Annotated in this window: 24 protein-coding genes and 1 pseudogene; 13 read left to right on the top strand and 12 right to left on the bottom strand. The window is 62.1% G+C overall.

All coding sequences use genetic code 11. The annotated features are described in order from the left end of the window. Positions 1-165: 165 nt before the first annotated feature. From XINFAN_RS20660 to XINFAN_RS20615, 10 genes and pseudogenes are all read left to right on the top strand, one after another. Positions 166-2082, top strand: a complete 1917-nt coding sequence (locus XINFAN_RS20660) for a heavy metal translocating P-type ATPase (RefSeq protein ID WP_233352449.1) — start codon at positions 166-168, stop codon at positions 2080-2082. Further along, positions 2075-2527: a universal stress protein gene (locus XINFAN_RS20655; RefSeq protein ID WP_124088733.1), complete on the top strand. Its 453-nt coding sequence runs from the start codon at positions 2075-2077 to the stop codon at positions 2525-2527. Before XINFAN_RS20660 ends, XINFAN_RS20655 begins: the two co-directional genes overlap by 8 nt. Positions 2528-2928: 401 nt before the next feature. After that, positions 2929-4131: pseudogene (locus tag XINFAN_RS20650) on the top strand (IS701 family transposase). A gap of 151 nt (positions 4132-4282) precedes the next feature. Continuing rightward, positions 4283-5113 (top strand): aldo/keto reductase, encoded by an 831-nt coding sequence (locus XINFAN_RS20645; RefSeq protein WP_233352448.1) that lies wholly within the window; start codon positions 4283-4285, stop codon positions 5111-5113. Between the two features lie 116 nt (positions 5114-5229). Next, the gene (locus XINFAN_RS20640; protein ID WP_124088732.1) at positions 5230-5787 is read left to right on the top strand and encodes a DJ-1/PfpI family protein; all 558 of its coding nucleotides are present in this window, start codon (positions 5230-5232) and stop codon (positions 5785-5787) included. Positions 5788-5812: 25 nt separating this feature from the next. Beyond that, positions 5813-6175, top strand: coding sequence for a ribbon-helix-helix domain-containing protein (locus XINFAN_RS20635; RefSeq protein WP_088239072.1), 363 nt, complete (start codon positions 5813-5815; stop codon positions 6173-6175). Positions 6176-6331: 156 nt separating this feature from the next. Further along, positions 6332-7447 carry a protein adenylyltransferase Fic gene (gene fic, locus XINFAN_RS20630; protein ID WP_198947701.1) on the top strand — a complete coding sequence of 372 codons (1116 nt, stop codon included), beginning with the start codon at positions 6332-6334 and terminating at the stop codon, positions 7445-7447. 167 nt (positions 7448-7614) lie between these two features. Further along, positions 7615-8286 carry a hypothetical protein gene (locus tag XINFAN_RS20625; RefSeq protein WP_143413023.1) on the top strand — a complete coding sequence of 224 codons (672 nt, stop codon included), beginning with the start codon at positions 7615-7617 and terminating at the stop codon, positions 8284-8286. A gap of 10 nt (positions 8287-8296) precedes the next feature. Then, the gene (locus XINFAN_RS20620; protein WP_124088731.1) at positions 8297-8737 is read left to right on the top strand and encodes a hypothetical protein; all 441 of its coding nucleotides are present in this window, start codon (positions 8297-8299) and stop codon (positions 8735-8737) included. A gap of 185 nt (positions 8738-8922) precedes the next feature. Next, on the top strand, positions 8923-9969 hold the full coding sequence (locus tag XINFAN_RS20615) for a hypothetical protein (RefSeq protein ID WP_124088730.1): 1047 nt from the start codon (positions 8923-8925) through the stop codon (positions 9967-9969). Positions 9970-10035: 66 nt separating this feature from the next. Here XINFAN_RS20615 and XINFAN_RS22550 read toward each other — a convergent pair whose 3' ends face one another. The 3 genes from XINFAN_RS22550 to XINFAN_RS20600 all read right to left on the bottom strand — a co-directional run bounded on the left by XINFAN_RS22550 (position 10036) and on the right by XINFAN_RS20600 (position 11541). Further along, on the bottom strand, positions 10036-10578 hold the full coding sequence (locus XINFAN_RS22550) for a hypothetical protein (protein ID WP_124088729.1): 543 nt from the start codon (positions 10576-10578) through the stop codon (positions 10036-10038). 244 nt (positions 10579-10822) lie between these two features. Continuing rightward, positions 10823-11119 carry a TehB family protein gene (locus tag XINFAN_RS22545; protein ID WP_088239077.1) on the bottom strand — a complete coding sequence of 99 codons (297 nt, stop codon included), beginning with the start codon at positions 11117-11119 and terminating at the stop codon, positions 10823-10825. Beyond that, entirely contained in the window at positions 11095-11541 is a 447-nt protein-coding gene (locus tag XINFAN_RS20600; RefSeq protein WP_124088728.1) for an Rrf2 family transcriptional regulator, read from the bottom strand. The genes XINFAN_RS22545 and XINFAN_RS20600 overlap by 25 nt, the downstream gene beginning before the upstream one ends. Before the next feature lie 92 nt (positions 11542-11633). Between XINFAN_RS20600 and XINFAN_RS20595 the strand changes: the two genes are divergently transcribed. Further along, positions 11634-12098: a group III truncated hemoglobin gene (locus XINFAN_RS20595; protein ID WP_233141327.1), complete on the top strand. Its 465-nt coding sequence runs from the start codon at positions 11634-11636 to the stop codon at positions 12096-12098. Positions 12099-12139: 41 nt separating this feature from the next. Here the strand turns inward: XINFAN_RS20595 and XINFAN_RS20590 are convergent, their stop codons facing one another. From XINFAN_RS20590 to XINFAN_RS20560, 7 genes are all read right to left on the bottom strand, one after another. After that, a complete protein-coding gene (locus XINFAN_RS20590) occupies positions 12140-12454 on the bottom strand; it encodes a hypothetical protein (RefSeq protein WP_088239078.1) in 315 nt (104 codons plus the stop codon). Positions 12455-12556: 102 nt separating this feature from the next. After that, entirely contained in the window at positions 12557-14716 is a 2160-nt protein-coding gene (locus tag XINFAN_RS20585) for a ParB N-terminal domain-containing protein (protein ID WP_124088727.1), read from the bottom strand. 110 nt (positions 14717-14826) lie between these two features. Continuing rightward, positions 14827-15501, bottom strand: a complete 675-nt coding sequence (locus XINFAN_RS20580; protein ID WP_124088726.1) for a hypothetical protein — start codon at positions 15499-15501, stop codon at positions 14827-14829. A gap of 119 nt (positions 15502-15620) precedes the next feature. After that, complete coding sequence (locus tag XINFAN_RS20575) at positions 15621-16061, bottom strand: JAB domain-containing protein (RefSeq protein ID WP_124088725.1); 441 nt, start codon at positions 16059-16061, stop codon at positions 15621-15623. Further along, the gene (locus XINFAN_RS20570) at positions 16054-16263 is read right to left on the bottom strand and encodes a hypothetical protein (protein WP_124088724.1); all 210 of its coding nucleotides are present in this window, start codon (positions 16261-16263) and stop codon (positions 16054-16056) included. The genes XINFAN_RS20575 and XINFAN_RS20570 overlap by 8 nt, the downstream gene beginning before the upstream one ends. A gap of 156 nt (positions 16264-16419) precedes the next feature. Beyond that, complete coding sequence (locus XINFAN_RS20565) at positions 16420-17616, bottom strand: DUF932 domain-containing protein (RefSeq protein ID WP_124088723.1); 1197 nt, start codon at positions 17614-17616, stop codon at positions 16420-16422. Between the two features lie 101 nt (positions 17617-17717). Next, positions 17718-18074 (bottom strand): thermonuclease family protein, encoded by a 357-nt coding sequence (locus tag XINFAN_RS20560; RefSeq protein ID WP_124088722.1) that lies wholly within the window; start codon positions 18072-18074, stop codon positions 17718-17720. Between the two features lie 226 nt (positions 18075-18300). On the opposite strand from XINFAN_RS20560, the gene XINFAN_RS20555 reads away from it, so the two are divergent. Further along, positions 18301-18618, top strand: a complete 318-nt coding sequence (locus XINFAN_RS20555) for an H-NS histone family protein (RefSeq protein ID WP_124088721.1) — start codon at positions 18301-18303, stop codon at positions 18616-18618. Between the two features lie 47 nt (positions 18619-18665). Next, the gene (locus XINFAN_RS20550) at positions 18666-19085 is read left to right on the top strand and encodes a hypothetical protein (RefSeq protein WP_124088720.1); all 420 of its coding nucleotides are present in this window, start codon (positions 18666-18668) and stop codon (positions 19083-19085) included. Between the two features lie 248 nt (positions 19086-19333). Here the strand turns inward: XINFAN_RS20550 and XINFAN_RS20545 are convergent, their stop codons facing one another. Together XINFAN_RS20545 and XINFAN_RS20540 are read right to left on the bottom strand one after the other, a co-directional pair. Then, positions 19334-20665 (bottom strand): hypothetical protein, encoded by a 1332-nt coding sequence (locus tag XINFAN_RS20545; RefSeq protein WP_124088719.1) that lies wholly within the window; start codon positions 20663-20665, stop codon positions 19334-19336. An 81-nt stretch (positions 20666-20746) separates the two neighbouring features. Beyond that, the gene (locus XINFAN_RS20540) at positions 20747-21028 is read right to left on the bottom strand and encodes a hypothetical protein (RefSeq protein WP_124088718.1); all 282 of its coding nucleotides are present in this window, start codon (positions 21026-21028) and stop codon (positions 20747-20749) included. Between the last annotated feature and the right edge of the window lie 30 nt (positions 21029-21058).

The following is a 21058-nucleotide window of genomic DNA, read 5'->3' as shown; positions in this document are numbered from 1 at the left end:
GGTAACAATGTAGGGTGAACCGGATCATTGCAATTGATCTGGGTCATAGCCGACGTTGGACGGAATGAATGATCGGCTCCTCATGCGCCGAACCCGCCGCATGCGTGTCAACACAGGAAGCTTCCTATGCCCAGCACCGCCCCTGTAAGTCTTGAAGAACGCCTCATGCTTCCCCTCACGCTCGCGGCGAGTTTCGGCATGGCGGCCGCCTTCTTCGGCACCTTCGTGCTGCCGGGGATCTGGCTCACGGCAGGGCTTGCACTTGTCTATCTTGCGGCCGGGCTTCCGACCGGGCTGCGCGCGCTTGGTGCACTTTTCAAGGACCACGTGCTCGACATCGACCTGTTGATGATCATCGCGGCTTTGGCCGCGCTTGCGGTAGGCGCCCCACTGGAGGGGGCGGTTCTCCTCACGCTCTTCAGCATTTCGGGCACGCTGGAGCATCGCGCTATGGGCCGCGCCCGCCGCGCGATAGAGGCGCTGATGGCGCTGCGCCCCGAGACTGCGCTGCGGCTGAGCGCCACGGGCGCGACAGAGGAAATCCCCGTCGTGGCGCTTCGCGAGGGGGATTTGCTTGTCCTGCGTCCGGGCTCGCGCGTGCCCGTGGATGGCGTGCTTGTCACCGGCGAAGGCACGGTCGACGAGGCGACGATCACCGGAGAGTCGATGCCCGTCTCGAAGGCGCCCGGCGCGAAGCTTTTCGAGGCGACGGTCAACCTCAATTCCGTGCTGACCATGCGCGCAAGCGCCACCGTCGAAAGCAGCACCGTGGCGCGGATGATCGACATGGTGACCGAGGCCCAAGCCGCCCGCGCGCCGTCCGAGACCTTCAGCGCCTGGTTCGGGCAGCGCTACACCGTGGCCGTGCTTTTGGGGGCCACGCTGGCGTTTGTTGTTCTCTGGGGGATGGGGGCTTCCGCCTCCGACGCCCTCTACCGCGCTGCGGTGCTGTTGGTGGCGGCAAGCCCTTGCGCCGTGGTGATCTCGGTGCCCGCCGCCATGCTGTCGGCGCTGGCGGCTGCGGCACGGGGCGGCGTGTTGTTCAAAGGTGGCGCGGCGCTTGAAGCCTTGGCAGAAGTGAAGAGCTTTTCCTTTGACAAAACCGGCACCCTGACCACCGGAGTTGCAGAGGTCACCGACCTCACCTCAGAGACCCCCGAGGGGCGCATGCTGGCGCTGCTCTCGGGTTTGGAGGCGCAGTCCGAGCATCCGATCGCCGCCGCGATCCGGCGCCGGGCAGAGGCCGAGGGGCTTGCCCCCGCCGCCATTCGGGATGTGGTGACCCATCCGAGTGAAGGCATCACCGGGATCGACGAAGAGGGGCCGATCTGGGCCGGAAACCAGCGGATGCTGGAGCGGATGGGGGCACGTGCCGATACCGCCGGGGCTCAGCGGCTGAAGGCCTCTGCCCAAACCGTCACCTGGATCGGCCGCGGCGCGCAGTTGATCGGTGGTGTTACGGTGGCAGACCGCCCGCGGCCAAGCTCTGCCGCCGGGCTTTCGCAACTGCGTGCGGCGGGGGTGGCGCATCTGGCCCTGATGACCGGGGATCGCCGCCCGGTCGCCGAACGGATCGGGCGGGAGCTTGGCTTTTCAGATGCGGAAATCAACGCCGAGCTCTTGCCTGAGGACAAAGTGAGGCTGGTTGCCGCGCTTGCGGAAAAAGGCCGAACGGCCTTCGTCGGCGACGGGGTGAACGATGCCGCAGCCCTTGCCCGGGCGGATGTCGGCGTCGCTATGGGGGTCGCGGGCAGCGAGGTGGCGCTGCAGGCCGCGGATGTGGCGCTTCTGTCCGAGGACATGACCCGCCTTGCCGCCGCCCGGACACTGGCCTTGCGTACCCGCCGGATCATCCGGCAGAACCTCGGCTTTGCCCTTGCGATGATGGTGCTCCTGGTGGTCTCGGCGCTATTTTTCGAGCTGCCTTTGCCGCTTGCCGTCATCGGCCATGAAGGGGGCACGGTTCTGGTGGTGCTAAACGGGTTGCGGCTGCTCGCCGATCCGATCCGCAATGATCGCGGCGCGGCGCGAAAAGCGGCCTCGCATCCCTCCTCCCAACCTCAAGAGGTTTCTCATGTATAACCACATCCTTATCACCACCGATGGCTCTGAGAACGCGGGCCTCGGCCTTGAGCATGGCATTGCACTTGCATCCAGCATCGGCGCTGCGGTGACGATCCTGACTGTGACGCCGCCCTTCCCGATTGCAGCAGCGGCGATGGGGGCCGGGGCATACACGCCAGCGGCGGTTCTCGAGGGCTATGATCAGGCGCAGCGCGAAACGGCAGAGCGGATCCTTGAGGCCGCCGCAGAGCGTGCGAGACATGCGGGCGTTTCTGCAACCGCCCTGCATGTGCCTGATGCAACGCCTGCTGATACTATCTTAGAGCGCGCCGAGGCTCTCGGTTGCGATCTCATCTGTATGGCCTCTCACGGGCGGCGCGGGCTGAAGCGGATGCTACTTGGCAGTCAGGCAACGGAGGTTGTCACCCGTTCCTCAATCCCCGTCTTGGTCGTGCGGGCCTGACACCCCTTGGCCCGCTGCGAAGCGGGCCGGGCCGAATACAGAAGGTTGAGATGACCCGAACACCTGCAGAATTCTGGCGAGAGCATTAGATTTTCCTTCCTTTCGGGGGGAAAGAGAGGTCGCATGGAGCTCTGAAGCCTGCGGAGAAGCAAATGAGCGATGCGTGGCTATCAGATGCTACGAGCCCGCATGGTGTTCGCGGTAAGGCCAAGTCAACGCCGCGAGCTCGATTGTTCGTGGTGCACATCTGCTTCTCCTGATCTGTCCGCGACCGTTGCGCCAAAAGTCTCCTTGTCGTGTTCACTGCGAACTATCGCTGCGATCGGCGGCCTATCATTACAGTTGCATTCTTCTTCCTGCTCTGAATCAATGCGCTACCATGACTAAGTTGGGGCTCATGGATGGCGGGATTGTCGGTCGAAGAGACGCTGGAGCTGTGGGCTTCCTCGCTACGTGAGGTAAAGGCCCGCCTCCGGCCGCTGTTTTCGCAGGAACGGGTTGCGGCATCGGCCGGTCAGTTTCTCGACGGCTTGTTGGGTGAGTAACGGCGCAAAACGGGTTGGATGCGGGCCGAGGCGGCCGGAGATCCGGGGCCTTGGCGTCAGCAGGCGATCTTGGGTCGAGGGCATTGGGATGCGGATGGCCTGCGCGACATTTTGCAGGACTATGCTCTGGAAACGCTCGCTGATCCCGAGGCGGTGCTGGTGATCGATGAAACCGGTTTTTTGAAGCAGGGCCACGCCTCCTGTGGGGTCGCGCGCCAATACACGGGGTCGGCAGGAAAGATCACCAATTGCCAGATCGGCGTCTTCGCCAGCTATGTCTCGCGTCACGGACATGCCTTTATCGATCGAGCCCTCTACCTGCCCAAAGCATGGGCCGAAGACCCGGTCAGACGAAGGCGGGCCCATGTGCCCGAGACGGTGGACTTCGCCACGAAACCTGCCATCGCGCGCAGCATGATCGAGCGTGCGCTCGCGGCCAAGGTTCCATTTTCCTGGGTGGCCGCCGACAGCGTCTATGGCGTTAGCGATATCGAAATAGCGCTGCGCCGCGCCGGGAAAGGCTATGTCCTGGGTGTCAGCGCCAAGCACGCCTTCAATTCCTGGGGGAAAGCCTATGCTGTCAGCGGGACGGCCGGGAGCATCGCCGAAGACTTGCCACCCGAGGCTTGGCAGCGTCTTTCTGCAGGTGCGGGCACCAAGGGTGAGAGGTTTCACGACTGGGCCTATCTGGATCTCGCCGATCTCGACGGCGGCGAATTCAATGCCGATCTCAGTGGCGCTTGGACCCGGGGCCTGCTGATCCGCCGCAATATTGCCGATGGCGATCTGGCCTTCTTCACCACCTGGTGTCCGCAGGGCACCGAGGTGGAAATGCTGGTCCGCGTCGAAGGACATCGATGGGCGATCGAGGACAGCTTCGAGACCGCGAAGAACGAACTCGGCCTCGATCACAACGAGACCCGCTCCTGGCATGGCTGGCACCGGCATGTTTCGCTGGTCATGCTGGCCTTTGCGATGATGGCCAGGATCCGCCATCATGCGAATGCCGCGCCGCCCAAAAAAACGATGCGCAAAGCGAGGGCAGAACGCCAGCACTGATCCGCTGGTCAATCCAGGAGATACGGCGCATTGCGAACCGCATGGCCCAGCGTCAGATCCAGGCAACTCAAATCATCGCCTGGTCAATCTGGAGAAAAACCCATCAAGCTGCGGCAAGGATCGCGCATATGCGACTAAAAATGCAACTGTAATGCTAGGCCAGGCGCTCCGCAATCTCGGCATCGCCCGCGACGACGTGGTGATCGCGACCAAGGTGCTCGGCCCGATGGGCGAGGGCCCGAATGCCCGGGGCGCCTCGCGCGCGCATATCATGGCGCAGGCCAAGGCCAGCCTGTCGCGCCTGCAGATGGACCATATCGATCTCTACCAGATCCACGGCTTCGACCCGGTGACGCCGATTGCCGAGACACTCGAGGCGCTCGACACGCTCGTCCGGCAGGGCCATGTCCGCTACATAGGCCTGTCGAACTGGGCGGCCTGGCAGATCGTCAACGCCATCGGCATCGCCGAGGCGCGCAAGCTCGCCCCGATCCTGTCCCTTCAGGCCTATTACACGCTGGTCGGCCGCAACCTGGAGCGCGAGATTGTGCCGATGCTGCGCGCCGAAGGCCTCGGGCTGATGGTCTGGAGCCCGCTGGCCGGCGGCTTCCTGTCGGGCAAATACAGCGGTGGAACGATGGCGAATGACGGCCGGAGGGCGAGCTTCAACTTCCCGCCCGTCGATCTGGAGCGGGGCGATGCGGCGATTTCGCTGATGCGTGAGTTCGCCTCTGCCAAGGGCGTCTGCGTGGCGCAGGTGGCCCTCGCCTGGCTGCTGCACCAGCCTGTGGTGACCAGCGTGATCGTCGGCGCCAAACGGATCGAGCAGTTGCAGGACAATATCCGTTCGACCGAGGTCTCACTGTCCGCCGAGGATCTGGCCGCCCTCGACGCGGTGACGAAACTGCCGCCCGAATATCCCGGCTGGATGTTGGAGCGCCAGTCGCAATATCGGGCACCGTTTGTGCCGCAGAAGGGCTGACATCCCTGCAGCGCCCCGCCGCATCTGTGGCGGGGCGGCTGTAGTATTCCGCTAACACCCGCGGCACCGCCCCCTGCCCTATCCTCCCAGCACCGTCAGCAAAGGGAGGATGCGAGATGGCGAAGATCCTGATGATCACCGGCGATTTTACCGAGGACTATGAGACCATGGTCCCGTTCCAGACGCTGCTGGCCTGCGGCCACAGTGTCGATGCGGTCTGCCCCGGCAAGAAGGCGGGCGATACGGTCAAGACCGCGATCCATGATTTCGAGGGCGACCAGACCTATTCCGAAAAGCCCGGGCACAATTTCGCGCTGAACGCCGATTTCGACGGTGTGGATGCCGCAAGCTATGATGCGCTGGTGGTGCCCGGTGGCCGTGCGCCAGAATATCTGCGGCTGAACCAGGAGGTTCTGGCCAAGGTACGGCATTTCTTCGAAGCGAACAAACCCGTCGCCGCGATCTGCCACGGCGCGCAGCTTCTGGCCGCTGCCGGGGTTCTCAAGGGCCGCACCTGTTCGGCCTATCCGGCCTGCGCCTATGAAGTTACCGCCTCGGGCGGCACTTTCGCGGATATCCCGGTGACAGAGGCCATCACCGATGGCAATCTGGTGACAGCGCCCGCCTGGCCCGCGCATCCCGCCTGGCTGAAACAGTTCATGGCGATCCTCTGACCTGGGCGGGAAGGGAGGCCATGCGATGTGCGAACTCTTCATCAAGGCCGATGCCGAGCAATGGCAAAGCCGCACCCATTCGCTGCGCATCGACGGGGTAGCCACCTCGATCCGGATCGAGAACCATTTCTGGGACACCCTGACCGAAATCGGGGCGCGCGACGGGATGACTGTCGCGCAACTCATCACCCGGCTCTGGCATGAAGCGATGGATGCCGATCATGACCTCGGCAATTTCACCTCTTTCCTGCGGGTTTGCTGCAACCGCTATCATGCGCTGATCGCAGCGGGAGAGATCTCGAAGGACCTTTCGGTGCCAATCGCGAGCCATCCGGCCCGTGAGATCCTCGCGCGTGAGACTGCCCGACGGAACCTGCGGGTAAACTGAGGGGCGCTTGCTCCGACAGCACCATGCGTCGATACGGCAGCGAGCGGGTATCCGGGCACAATCTCGCGACTTGCAAAATTCACGATGCGTCGATAGAAATGAAATAAATCGACACGATATCCATACCTGTCGATAGCATCGACACATCAGCTTTGTATGTCGATCAGAACTCAGGTGATCGACATGACCTTCCGTCCCGACCATCCCTTCAATGACCTCCCCGCGCTTCCACCAAAGCAGGACATCGAGACCAAAGCGGTTCTGAAAGCCTGTATCGAGGCGCGCGCGGCATTGGCGGAACTGCGGGTGTCCGGCCAGATCATCCCCAATCAGGCCGTGCTCATCAACTCGATCCCGCTGCTTGAAGCGCAGGCGAGCTCAGAAATCGAGAACATCGTCACGACCACCGACCGCCTGTTCCGCTTTGCCAATGACGTCGGCGGCCAGGCCGACCCTGCGACCAAAGAGGCGTTGCGCTATCGCACGGCCTTGCACCGGGGGTTCGGCATGCTCGAGCAGCGCCCGCTCTCGACGGCCATCGCGGTCGAGGTCTGCCGCACGATCAAGGGAGTTGCGCTCGACATCCGCAACACACCCGGCACCGCCCTGATGAACGACACCACCGGCGCCGTTATCTACACCCCGCCGGAGGGCGAAGACCTGCTGCGCGCCAAGCTCGGCAACTGGGAACGCTACATCCACGAGGCCGAAGAGATCGATCCGCTGATCCGGCTGGCCGTGATGCATTATCAGTTCGAGGCGATCCATCCCTTCATCGACGGCAACGGTCGGACCGGGCGCGTACTGAACCTGCTCTATCTGGTCGACAAGGGGCTGCTGGATATCCCGGTGCTGTACCTCAGCCGTCACATCATCCAGAACAAGGCCAGCTATTATCGATATCTCCTTGAGGTCACCACACAGGGTGCCTGGGAACAATGGCTGCTGTTCATGCTGGAAGCGGTCCGCACGACGGCGGACTGGACAACCGGCAGGATCAGGGCGATCCGTGACCTTCTGGAACAGACGGCGGCACAGCTTCGCCAGAGCCAGCCGAAGATCTATTCACGGGAACTGGTCGAGCAGATCTTCGTGAACCCCTATTGCCGGATCAGCGATCTGGTCGATTCCGGTGTCGCCAAAAGGCAGACCGCCGCCGTCTATCTCAAGGCGATGGTGTCAGAAGGACTGCTGGAAGAGGTCAAGATCGGGCGCGAGAACCTCTATATCAATCCTGCATTGCTGGCATTGCTGTCAGAGCCCCAACGATAGCCCGACCCTGGCATCTCGTTGCGGCGCCACTCGCCTCGACCCGCGATGCGGCGGAGTATCGCCACAATGGGCCTGAGGGCCTGCGTGAGGATGCCTTCTGAGCGTGGAATGTCTTACCTCTGTGCCTTGCAGACCGCATGCAGGTCAAGCACGGAAGGGATCTGATCATGCTGCCATATCGCCGCCTCGTCATCGGCTCAGGGGCCCTTGTGCTTGCTCTAGCGCTGGCACTCTTCTCGCGCAGCCCTGCGCCCTCTATGCTGGCTATCCCCGACACCGCTGCAATCACACCGCAGGTCTTCTCGCAACTGGCTACGCATCTCGAGGGACAGCGCCCGGCCGAGCGCGACAGGCTGCTCGACGCGTTGCAGGCTGCGATCGACCGCGATCCCGCTCAGATGATCGACGCGCTGGACCAGAGCGGCGGCGCAGCGCAGAAGGCCTATACAATTGCTATGGTTGCGGCAGACAGAACCGACACTCTCGGCAGACAGGCATACCTCGTGCTGAGCGGAGGCGACCCACAGGCTTCGCCCCTGACCGCCCTTGCGGTATCGGAGAGTCGGGATGGCGGGTTGTGGTATTCGCTGGCCGATGCGGCGGGGACATTCATCGGCGAAATCGGCGCGGCGATTGGGCAGGCACCCGAACGCGGGGCCGGGTTTCTGACCCTCGCCACTGCGCTGCAAACCGAGCCGCCGCATGACCAGGGCCGCCTTTATCAATGGCTGTTTGACGCTACGACAACCCATGACGGTACCCGGCTGCAATCGGGTGCGCTCCAAGCCTTTGGCCTTTCCTATGACAAAGCCACGCAAGACAGCGTGCTGATGCGCTGAGAGGAGAAACATGAAACATCTTCTGCCCCTGACCGCCTGCGCATTGATCGCATCGACCGCAACGGCACTTGCCGAAGGCAACCTGCCACTTGGCGAATGGGAGGTCACCGCCGTCCGACTGCAGGACCCTTCGCAAAGGATCACCGCGATCATCGAAAACGATCCCAGCTATATGGGGGTGGTACTGTCCATCGCCGACGAGGCCATGGCCTGGCGCCCGAACGGATCAGTGCCAGAAAGTACCGCGCTTGAGGATTGCCCCGGGCCGATCATCCTGCCCGCGACCGAGTCGCCCGACCCGATCCATATCGAGCCCGGCGCAATGGCCGTGCTGTGCGGCGATGGACAGGCCTGGGGACCGGGGGCGGTCTATCTGTCACCTGCGCCGGGCGTCATGGAACTCTGGTGGTTTGACCAGTCGCTGCTGACGCTGGAGCGGGTTTCGAAATGATCGTTCGAGCCATTCGGCACCTGTGTCTTTGGCTCTGTCTTCTCGGCAGCCCCGCCATTGCCGAGGAGATCCGGATTGACGGTGCCAGCCTGACTTTGCCTGCGGGTTGGGATCTTTCGGCCGATGGCGCAACCCGGCGATTGACCCGCAGCTTTCCCGAGGCCGCGGATGAACGCGGTTCGGGCATGGCGACCATTGTCATCCTTGGCCCGTTCAACGAGGCCGGGGCAGCTTTCGACACGAACTTCCTCACCGTGGTCCGCAGCGGCCTGCCCGATCTTGCGACCGAAGACCCCGATACCGCCGAGCAAGGCGTCACAACCTCTGGCCACAGCATCCGCATAGATGCACGCTGTTGCACGCGCCGCGATGGGGTCAGCTTTGCGCAAACGCTGGTCGGTATCCATGATGACCGGCGGCAGATGTTTCTGATGCTGGTGACGGGCGGCCTGCGCGGCGGCAACCGCGAGGCGGCCGAGGCAGATTTCTCGGGGCTGGTGCGGTCGCTTCGGCTGAACCCCGGCGAGGAGGGTTTTGCTCTGATCCCGGCGCCCGGCGATGGCGGGCTGGAGGGCGTCTATACCCATCTCAGTTCCGGTCTTCAAATCAATGTGTTGGGCGGCATGGATTTCGTGTCGGAAAGCGAGATCCTCGTCTTTGACCGCCGCGGCCGGTTCAGCACGGAACTGCCCACCGGCGGGCGCACGGTGTCGGAATACTGTGTCGATGACCCGCTGCCCTGCGGGTTCTATTCCGTGGCGGGCAATCGCATCACCCTGCGCAGCGTCGCCAATGCCTATGGTCTGCTCGAGGAAGAAGTTCTGCCTTTCGCCCCGGACGGAGATGATCTGCTGATCGACGGAGAGACCCATTTCCGCGTGCCGCCCTTTCCTGCCGGAACGACCCTGAACGGCACATGGGCCCATCTTTGGGCCGCCAGCGGCAATGGGATCGGATCCTCGACAAGTATGGCGAGCCAGCGGAGCCTGACCCTACAGCCCGACGGCACATTCAGCCGCGAAGGCTGGTTCGGCGCAACCACGTCATCCGGGACCGGCGGCGTGACCGTCTCGGGCGACCGGCCCGCTGAACGCGGTCGTTACAGGCTCGAGGACAATACCCTGACGCTTGAAGGCGATGACGGCAGCATCGAGATGCTGAGCATCTTCGCCCCCGATATCGGTTCCGACAAACTCCTGATCATCGATGGGCTGAATTTTCTGAAGGAATAGGGCGGCGATCCGATCCAGCCGCGCTAAAGGCAAAGCGGGCATAAGGCAGCGGATTGGCGATAGAGCCTACCGCGCACCTCGAGTCCGGACGAACTGAAGGAAACCATCGTGACCACCCCCGACAGCGATCTTTTGCGCCAGTTCATCGCCGACGAGACCGAGAGTTTTGCGCAAAAGCGGCAGGGCAAATTTTGGCCCTGCAACCACCATCGGCTGCGGCCGCTGTCCTCCAGGGCGGCGGCTCTGCTCGGTCCGGCAGAGTATGAGGATTTCCTCTTTCATCTGATGCGCGTCACCGGCGGCGCGCCCGCCGTTGCCCAGAAACACATCCCCGTATTGCTGGACGCCTATCGCCGCCTGATCCCGCATCTGGACATCGGCGACGTGATCCAGATGGCGCGGCGTCACGAGATGCTGTTTCTGTTCGGCTTTGACGACAGCGGCAGCTTGGCGGATGGCACCCTGGCCTCGACTCGGGACCTCAAGGCACGGCTGAAGCTGCTGGCGCAGATCGGTGCCTATACCAGCCAACCCGCGCAACGCGACAGGGCGGCGAAGTTCCTGCCCTTCGCTGGCGATGCCGGACGCATCCTGCAAACCCTGCGGCATCTGGGCTATCACCACGACCGGCGCTATGGCGAGGACCTATACGACATCACCTGCCTCGGTTTCTGGGGCATGATCTTCATAGCCCTGCTCTCGTCCGATACCCGTCCGGAACTGCTCGGGGATCCGCTGCGCCATTACCTGAGATTGGCGACTATGCTTCCGAACCTGAGCCCGCTCTCGAATAAAGTGCCATGCAGATTCCGAAGAGCCGAAGCAGGCCCATGGGATGATCAACAGTTCGAAGTCAGCGGCCGCTGTCCGCATCTGCCGCGTGACAGAACTCGACGAAGAAGCGCACCGGGCCGACCGCTTCGACTTCGTGCAATTCATCGGGGCGGATCAACGGATGAACGCCGGAATCGAGGTCAAGGACGCTGTCCCGTGCGAGATCCCGGAACCGCAGCCGTCCTTCGAGCACATGCAGACATGCCCAGGTGCCTGGCTTGGTGGCATGCGCCCGCAGCAGGCCTGCCGGAATCGTGGCCTCTGTGAATTCGGGCGTACGCTTGTAGGGGATCAGTCCCTCGGGCCAGTCGGGCATGGCATTACCTCCTCCATCGGGCGCAAGGCGATTTCGGCAAGGGTGGAACGGTCAAGTTCGGCCAGGAAGGCGGTTTCGGCGCGGCGCAGGCGGGACTTCAGACCGCAGCGCCCGTCCACCGTGCAGACAGGCCCACCCTCAGTGAGGCAATCGACCAACCCGGTGCCCCCAGCTTCCAGAAGACGCACGACCATTCCCAGCCGGATCTGGTCGGCGGGCTGTGCCAGCGTGGCACCACCCCCGCCGCCTCGTCGTGTGCTCAGGATCCCGCCCTGGACCAGACGCTGGACGATCTTGGCCAGATGGTGCCGCGACAAGCCGAATTCATCCGCCAGCTCGGCCGTCGAAAATCCGCGCCCCGGATCAGAGGCGATCCGCATCAGGGCGCGCAGCCCATAATCGGTAAAGGCAGTGAGGCGCATGGTCGCATTCAATCAGTATTTCAAATACCAATTAGCAGGATTACCCTGCGCTGCAAAGGCGGAGCGACAGCGCGCCGCAGCCGGAGCCAGACATGATCACCGCCCAGACCAATCCTGCCCTCCCACTAACCCTGCGCCCGGAGATGACCGCATCCCTGATGGCGGAAACCGGTCTGGACGGGCAGATGCTGCACGATCTTGTACACGGTTTCTACGAACGGGTGCGGAATGACACGCTGCTCGGTCCGGTATTCGCCGAGCGCATTGCAGACTGGGGGCCTCACCTCGAAAAGATGGTCGCGTTCTGGCATTCAGTTGCTCTGATGACCGGCACCTACAAGGGGGCGCCGATGCCGGCCCACGTCGCTCTGCCGGTGGAGTGGCGGCATTTCGAACGCTGGCTTGCACTATTCCGCGAGGCTGCCGCAGAGATCTGCCCCCCGGAAGGTGCGGCCCATGTAATCGAGCGAGCGGAACGGATCGCAAGATCCCTTCATATGGCCATCGAGGATCACAAGGATCTCCAACGCGATCCGGCAGCACCGCCGAGGCTCTAACCCACCTCTGGTTCGGCGATCTCGCCAGACGCTTCCAATTGTCACTTCGTGCCTGCCCACAGCCTGTCCTCGATTTCGCGGGCAATCATCGCGCGGGCGTTCCGCATCACATCATCGCCGCTGGTGTCAATATGGCCATAGAATCTGGACCGCCCGCCATCGACCAGCCAGTCGGCATAGAGGCAGTATTCCCGGCGATCGAGGCGGAAGACCCGCAGATCCACGGCCCAATAGGGCTTGGGTTCCACCACGACCGTGATGCCATCGCGGCTCTCGATCCATGGCTGACAACGCTCTGCCGGTGGATTGCTGTGGTCTTCGGCGAAGATCTCGTCGATGGTGATCGTTCCGGGCATAGGCGAAAGCTCCAAAAGAGACGCCCGGTCACTAGGACCGGGCAGATTGACGGATTGGCTGATCTGGAAACGGGGCAACCGAGGCCGCCCCGCAGCTGAAGATCATTCCGCAGCGATGCTGTGCGGCGGTTCCTGCTCTTCTTCCTCGAGTTCATCGTCGTCCTCGCCATCGCCCGAGAGGAAGTCAGGCAGCGCATCGATTTCCGAGCCGTCGCCCGCCCCCACATCGTCGGTGGCCTCAGCGCCCTCCATCCGCAGCGGTTCCGGCAGCCAACCGCTGCCGGAGAGCAGCCGTTCGGCCTCGGTCGCCATCTCGCCCTTCTTCAGATGGCCGATCAACTCCACCGCCTGCTCGCCAACCCCTTCGCGCACAGCCTCAAGGATGCGGGCCTTGGTCACCCGGCCGAGGTAATTGGCGACCGTCGGCTTCCAGCCTGCCTCGACAAGATCGAGACCGGTCATGCGCGCCAGTCGATTGGCCTCCTGCAGGCGGCGGTCGAGCCCATGCTTGCTGATGCCATTGCCGCTATAGGGGTTGGGTCGCTCATAGAGCGCGTTGACCCCGAAGCTCAGGCAATGGGCCAGAAGCGCCTGTCGGCTGGCCTCGTCCAGAGCGTGCAGCCAGCCCCAGAGCTGGTTATCCTGCTCATCGAGTGGGATGTCCGCTCTCCAGGCCGCGTGCCGTTCGTCGATAGCCTGCGCCGGCAGCGAGTCAACGAGATCCGGGGCCTGCACCAACAGATGCACATCCTGCACCCGGGCCTGCAGGGCGTGACCTGCGCTGCGGATGCCAAAGCAGTCGAGGACGAGGCGGTGCAACAGTGCCGTCATCGCGATGCGGGGATTGTTCGCCACTGCGTCCCTCAGTGCCAACGTGCGGTGCGCCGTCAACTCGATCACCAGCCGCTCGGGCAACGGCTTGATCGCGTCCGCCTCGTCTTCCTCCTCCTCCGGCGGCGTGCTGGACTCACCGCCAAGGGTGATCACCGCGCGTTGATGGCTGACCTCAGGTTCCGCCCGTTGCAGCACCTCGCCAGTCTCGGGATCGACAATCTCGGGTTCCGGCTCCAGCGGCGCTTCGTCCTCGGCCCGGACGTAGCCGCGCTCGATCAACAGCGTGCCATCGACATCAAGGCTGACGAAGACCCCGGCCCGCGCCATCTGCGCCGGGTCATAGATCATCGGTCGAATCTCGAAAGCGCCAAGGATCTTCTCGATCTCGCCCAGACGGGCATCGACCTCGTCGGGATATTCCTCGACCTGCGCGTATTCCGCCTCGAGCCGGTCGTATTCGTCGCGCAGCGCCTCGCGGGTGGCGCGCTCATCTTCGGTCAGGTCGACCGTAGTGCCGATCAGCTGCCGCATGCCACAGGCGTGGCTGTAGGGAAAGCTGACCGCGACCTCGATCCACTTCCAGCCCTCGGCAGCGATGGTCTCGGCCTCGGCCTTCAGCTTCTCGTTCACCAGCCGGTCGAGCAGCACCGGATCCTGCAGCCAGCCGCCATCATCCTGCTGGAAGAGATCGCGCAGCACATAGCCGCCCGCAGCCTCGTAGGCCTCAATGCCAACGAAGGTGACGCGCTTGTCGGAGGCCCGGATCGTGGTCTCGGTCAGCATGCGGCGGATGTTGTAGGGCTCCTTCGACCAACTGTCCTTCACCGCGTCCCAGACCTGAACCTGGCGCTCATGGTCCGAAGAGATGGTGAAGGCCATCAGCTGCTCCAAAGTCATGCCGTCCTCGGCATAGATCTCCAGCAGCGCCGGTGCGACCGAGACGAGGCGCAGGCGCTGTTTCACCACCTTGGCGTCGACGAAGAAGGCGGCGGCAATCGCCTCTTCGGTCATGCCCTTCTCGCGCATGGCATGGAAGGCGCGGAATTGGTCGACCGGATGCAGCGGCGCACGTTCGATGTTCTCTGCGAGCGACACCTCGTCGATCAGCACCTCATCGGAAGCATCCGACACGATACAGGGCACCGGTGCGGTTTTCGCAAGGCGCTTCTGTTTCACCAGCACCTCCAGCGCACGGAAGCGGCGGCCGCCAGCGGGCACCTCGAACATGCCGGTCTCGACACCATCCTCACCCAGAACCGGCCGGACATGCAGCGACTGGATCAGCCCCCGCCGCGCGATGGACTCGGCCAGTTCATCGACCGACACCCCGGCCTTGACGCGCCGGACGTTGGACTGGCTCAACACCAGCTTGTTGAAGGGGATGTCGCGCGAGGACGACAGCGTGATCTTCTGAACGGCAGTGGCCATGTCAGATACTCCAGGACGGGCGCCGGGGAGACCCTCTCTCCGGCTACCAACCCGTCATGGAAATCCCCTCCGCACTCTCCCTCTGTCCGGCTCGCCGGGAACAGGATCGGTCAGGGCAGGAAAGAAATCACCGCTGGCGCGACCTGGAACGTGCGGGCTGTCGAATCAGGGATCAGGATCGGCACGCCCGGATAGACGCGCGGCCAGTCAGAATATCCCGCAATCCAGGCCGCCGCTGAGGGCGACAGCCAGCCGGTCAACGTGGTGATCGAGGCATAGCGCTGTCCCAAGGCCATGCCGAGGATCGGTTCATAATGTGCAACCCGGTTACGCAGCACCCGCGTCTCGCGCAGTTCATGTGCAATGGGCGAACGCTGGATGCCCTTCGCAAGAAAAATCGGCCTCAGCACTTGCCAGAGGTGGTGTGATTGCCTTCCGAACAGCGAGCACCAGAATCCGAAATTGAGTTCGGCGACAATCCTGGAGGCGGTCACTGGCTTGTTGCCCTGCCGCAGCGTCTGTTCTGCCTGCCGGACGCAACTCGCCTGATAGGGCGTCGCCAGAACCTTCGGATCATTCAGCCACGCGGGTCCAAAAGCCTGCGCCAATTGCACATTGATCCTGTTGCGCATCGTGACCTCCAGCATATGCAGAGGTCCATAAAGTGCTGCCGAAAGCCGCACGTTGTAGGTGTAGAGCCGCTCTGCCAAGTCCGGAGCGCCTCCTGCCCAGGCCAGATAGGTTCCGAAGCGGTCTGAAGACAGGGCATCTGCAAGGTTGGGCATGAGCGGCAACATTCTCTTGATTTTTGCCGCAGACGACCGCATATAGGCAGCGTATCCCCCGGCTGGTCCCTGCTATGCATACCGCCGGGGTTTTGCTTTTCCAAGCAGATGCAATCCTTTCAGATAGCTCCCCTTCCCCGCAGGCTGATCTCGCGACCAGCCCCGACGATGATGTGGTCGTGCAGCATCAGGCCGAGTGCCTTGCAGCCCCTCTGGATCTCTTTCGTCATCTTCAGATCCGCCTCCGAGGGCTCGGGATCACCGCTGGGATGGTTATGGACGAGGATCAGGGCTGTCGCGTTCATCAGCAGGGCGCGTTTCAGCACCTCACGCGGGTAGACCGGCACATAATCGACAGTGCCAACCGAGACCAGAACATCGGAAATCAGCCGGTTCTTGCGGTCGAGATAGAGGACATGAAAACATTCGACCTCCCCCCTCACCGTCAAGGCACAATAGTCGAGCACCGCCTGCCAGGACGCCAGCACGGGATTCTGGTTGAAATAGCGCGCGAGGATTTCGCGGGCCTCGAGGATGACGGTCTGTTCCTGCTCAGTCATCGCCGACGCCTTCTGCCGAGGTGGGCGACCTGGAGCTGTCTGCATCGCGTTCCTCGTCGTCATCGGTGACAGCGAACTGGAATTCCCGGGTGATGAAGTCATTAAGGCGGATGGCCAGATCCATGCGCGTGTTCACCGAAAGGCCAAGGGTCATGAGGGCGGCATGGACGGCCGCATCCACCTTGTCGTCGAAAGTCTGCATTGCGGGATCCTCTGGGAGTGATCGGCCAACCCCTGCCCCGCCGAAGCGGATGCCGTCGAACGGTTGACCGGGAAGAAGGGGAAAATGCGGCAATCCGGGCGTGGAGCCGCAGATTGCCGCACGGGGAGGAAAGGCATCGGTGGGCGAAGAGCGGCCTCAGCCCACGCGGTCGAGCAGCTTCTTGGCCTTGCCCTCAAGATCGAGACGCGTGTCCTGCTGGGTCTTCGTCCGCGCCAGACGTGTGATACCTTGCACGAAATCGAAGATGCTCTCAGGCGGGTGGCCCTCTTCGACCAGCACCGTATCGATGATCTTCGCGGTGTCTGTCTTCGAGAAGCCGCGTTTGCGCAGGAAGATCTCGCGGTCCTCGTCGTCCCGGGCCACGATCTGCTGGCGCGCCGCCTTGATCCCGTTCACGAAGCCCGAGGGCGAGGAATTGGCGAAGCGGGTCAATGCCGGGGCAGCCTCCTGTGCGAAGCGGGATGCGGCATATTTGGAATGCCGGATCGTGATCTCCTGGAAATCCTCGACGCCCCACAAGTTCCGGTTCTGGCATACGGCCCGCAGATAGAAGCTCGCGATGCCAAGCGTCTTGGCCCCGACCTCAGAATTCCAGCAGTAAAATCCCCGGAAGTAGAGATCGGGCGACCCATCGGGCAACTTGCCAGCCTCGATCGGGTTGTGGTCATCGACCAAAAACAGGAACACGTCGCGATCCGAGGCATAGAGCGTGGTGGTGTCCCGGGTGATATCGACATCCGGGTTGTAGACCCCGGTCGACCAGTCGAGGGTTCCCGGCACCTTCCAGCGCGTATCTCCCGTACCATTGCCCGCGATGCGCTGCACCGCCTCGACCAGGTCATGGTCATGGATCCGGCCATAGTCCGGCCCGGTCACCGCCCGCAGTTCTGTGCGCCCCTCCTCGGTCTCAAAGGTCTTGATCTGCTCTGCACGGTGAGAGGACAGGCCGTATTGCAGGTTGATCCCTGCCAGCGGGGCGGGAAGCTGCCGCAGATAGGCGGCCGGTGCCCCGACAAGGCTGGCCAACTGGCCGAAGGCCCAGTGGGTGGGCGCCACCGGCGCATCAGCACCCGGCAGGATCAGTTGCATCCGCTCGGCATTGTCGCGGCTGGCCTCGACATGGATCCGGGCTGTTTCGACGATCCGGGTCCGGCTGCGCTCCGAGCGCCCCTTCACCGAGGCCCAAAGGTCGTCGAGCGAGAGATAACGCTCGTCATCGGGGCGGTTGAACCATTCGGACGACACCCGCCCGTTACGCTCGCCCCGTCTGACATCCACCTTGTAGCCACCGCGCATCGGGCGCGCGGGTTCCAGAACTTCCACAGTGTTCATGACAGTCACTCCGCGACGGGCCGCCGGAGGCCTCTCCCCCGGCCCGGGCCCGTCACGGGAAAACCAGCCCCGCTCTCACTCTCGGCCACGCGGCAGCCCGCTCACCAGTAGCGGCCACACAGCCCTTCCCGGATCATCCGGGCAGCAAGGTCGCTACCATCCGGCAAGGTGCAGCGTCCGATGCTGCGATCATGACTGCTGCGGCCATTCAGGGCGCAGACCAGCACCTGACCGGTGACCAGTTCACGCATGCGCGCGGCGGCAATCTGCCCCGCCCGTGTATTCCGTTCGGCACAATCCAGCGACCCGAAGCGAACCGGCACGCCGGACACTTCGATCGTATCGCCATCGCGGATGTGACTGGCCGCGCCCTCGATCATCCGTCGCGCTGTCAACTCCGGCAGGGATCCGAGATGTTCGGGAAACCGTTCAACCGCCATGAAGCCAAGGAACAGCATGCCAGACAGGACCGTCAGAGCCCGGACTACCGGGTTTCCACGCCGCTGACGCTGCCCGCGGTGAAATCTCCTCGCGCCTTCTCTGTGTCGGGCAGCTACGGATCCTGATCGTCTGCTCATCGCATCCCGTGGGCTCGAGTTGGGGCTGCGGATTGCCCCGTTTCAAAGGGCAATTGCCGTCACCATGGCTCTGTCCTATCAATGGCCAGAGTCAAAGGGGATATTGATGACCGAAATCAACCTCGACACGTTTTCGCTCGCCGAGTTGAAGCAACTGGAAAGATCAGTGACCAAGGCGATTACCTCGTTTGAGGAGCGCAGCAAGGCAGCAGCCCGCGCCAAGGTTGACGAACTCGCCCGTGAACTCGGCTATTCCTTCGAGGAACTTGCCGATGCCGCTCCGGCCCGCAAGCGCTCCCCGTCGGTCGCCAAATACCGCCATCCGGAAAATGCCGCACTGACATGGTCCGGACGCGGTCGCAAGCCGGGTTGGATCAGCCAAGCTCTGGCCGCCGGCAAATCTCTGGATGAGTTCGCGATCTGATTGGCAGGGCTGGGAAATCCTCGCCCGCTTTGCGGGAGGAGGACCATATGCCCACCGAACTTGAGCGCCAGATCGCCGCCCTCATGGCAAAAGCCATGGCGCTGGTCTGTGTGCGCAACACCCGCCTGGAAAACCTGCATGCCGGTCCAGGCGTTATCAGTCACACCGGCGACTATTCCGATGTCACAGTCACCGATGCGACCGGCCGGCGGATCCCCTGGTCAGAAGTATCCCGGATCAGCGATGACGAAATGCGCGAGTTGATGCGCGAGATCGTCAATAGGCTCTACACGTTCCAGCTCAGGGTCGGCGAAGAGGAGTTCCGTGATTATCTCGACCGGCAGCTGACCTCCACCTGGAACTGGGATCAGCCGCGGCTCGACTGGAAACTTGCAGGGCGCAAGCTGCGAAAGAGGAAAGGCACCGATGCCGCAGAACCGCCGGTCCCGGAGAGTGACGTTTCGTGACCCGATCGCAGCGGGGGCCCGAATGGTAAGTAAGGGCGGTAAGCTGCCTGTCATCTGTGCGGCATGGCAAGTGCGGCGAGGTCGTGAAAGCGGACTTCGGAGCGCGTTGCAGCAATCATCTTGCTTTATCAATAAATGACAAAACGATCGCTGACTACCAATTGTGGCGTATTAAGATTGCCGAGGCTGCTGAGAGATAGGAGGCCCCCGATATATTCGCGGATGCAATCAACTGGCGGGCAATCGAGTCACTCCATTGCCAGTATCTTTTGGAAGAATGGGTCGAAGATTGCTTTAACTTGATCAAATTCTTTATCACGAAGGATTTGGCGCTTGGCTTCGCCGTAGGTGGCGATGCTAACCCCTTCGAGATCAAGCCCTGAAGCGTCTTCGGTCGCAACGATGGTTTGCACGTCATCTGGGACGTGGTCGAAAATAAACTTCAACATCTGGGGTAAATGAACGGCGTCCTGCCCCTGCTGGTTCGGAGAATCAATCACGACCGGGAATCTGACGCTTGTTGTGAAATTGATTTTCGTATGAAGGAAAGCGTAATAGTAAGCTAGCAGCGCCCGCGGCCCCTCGCTCCCTCGTGCAACGCTGATAGCCTCAATCGACTGCCTTTCCGGGTCTTCGAGATGAACATCAAGCTTTTGCGAGTACATCGACAGTCGGGTGCGATAGAATTTTTTGATTTCAGAAGTACGCGTTTTGTCGCTGAATTCGATCATCGAAGCACGAAGAGAATCGGTGGTTTTTCTGGAGGCGTCCGCAGCAACTATCTTCTCGTTCAGCGATGCCCGTAGAAGCTTGGCCGCCTCGGTTTTGCCGGCAGCGATGAGCAAGTCGTTAAGGGACAACGACTGTCTTTGTGTTTCAAGGATATTTTCGATACGCCCCAAACTTGCAACGATCGTGTCGAGCTTGCCTCGCTCAGCCAGTTCCTTTTCGACCAGCCTTTCCAACTTAGACTGCGCCTCAATCAGTGCCTCCGACAAGACGCCTTCGTCCTCGATTAAAGCGAATCTTTCGGCGAGGGAGTTCTGGTACTCGTGACCGCAGGTGGGGCACTCGACTTGGCGTGGCAATGAGGTTGCAAGCTCGAATTCGTCACGCATTTCCCTAAGTGCGTTTTTGACGAGGTCCGCTTCTGCCCTGACAAGGTGAACCTCCTCGTGGACATCGGACAATGTCCGTCTATGTTCCGTCTGCAAAACAAGAAGCCTCTCGCTTTCCGCGACGAGATCGTCGCATTCGCTTGCGAATTCCTTCAAGTCGTAGGTCGGGGTTGTGCCATCGATCTCTTTGATCTGGATCATCGCCTGACGGAGCGTCTCGACTGCAGTTTCCAAGCTAAAAAGAACGATCTTCTCCTTTGTCAACTCGGCCTTGGCAGTATAGTAGCCGTCCGGGCGTATACCTGAGTGATAGTCCGCAAGCGTGCTCGCACTTTGCGGCAGGTAGAAGTCCTGGCGAAATGAGGCCCAAGGCTTGTCCCAACTTCCGTCTTGGTCAATGTAGAACGGCGCGAAAAGGTATGCAGGCGGCGGCGTTAACGCTTCCCCGCCCTTGTCAACCATCTCAAGTTTGAAACCGAAGAAATCGGCGAGTTTTGGCCCCCAGTCCTTTACCAGCCGCTGGCCCCAAAACTGTCTGTTCCCCTAGTCGTCGAAGAGCGAAAAGACACCGTGGGCTTTTACAGAAAACCAAGTCGCGTCCCGGAACTCGAACTCGAGGCAGCTGGATACGTTCGCATTCTTCCAACGAGCATCGATCTTATTCGGCGTCGCCCCCAGAGCTTCGTACAGGCTCTTCATTATGACCGACTTTCCAAAGCCGTTTGCGCCTTGGATCAACAGCTTTTGCTGATGTAATGGTACGTGCAACGCTCTCTTTTCGACTTGCGATAACAGGAAGAGATTTTTGAATTTTACTGCTTGCATTGCTGTTCTCACTCAGTTTTCGAAGGACGC

It is taken from the genome of Pseudogemmobacter humi (assembly GCF_900609055.1).
Classification (GTDB): domain Bacteria; phylum Pseudomonadota; class Alphaproteobacteria; order Rhodobacterales; family Rhodobacteraceae; genus Pseudogemmobacter; species Pseudogemmobacter humi.
Note: the sequence above shows the minus strand (reverse complement) of the source record. Positions and strands in the feature narration are given on the sequence as shown.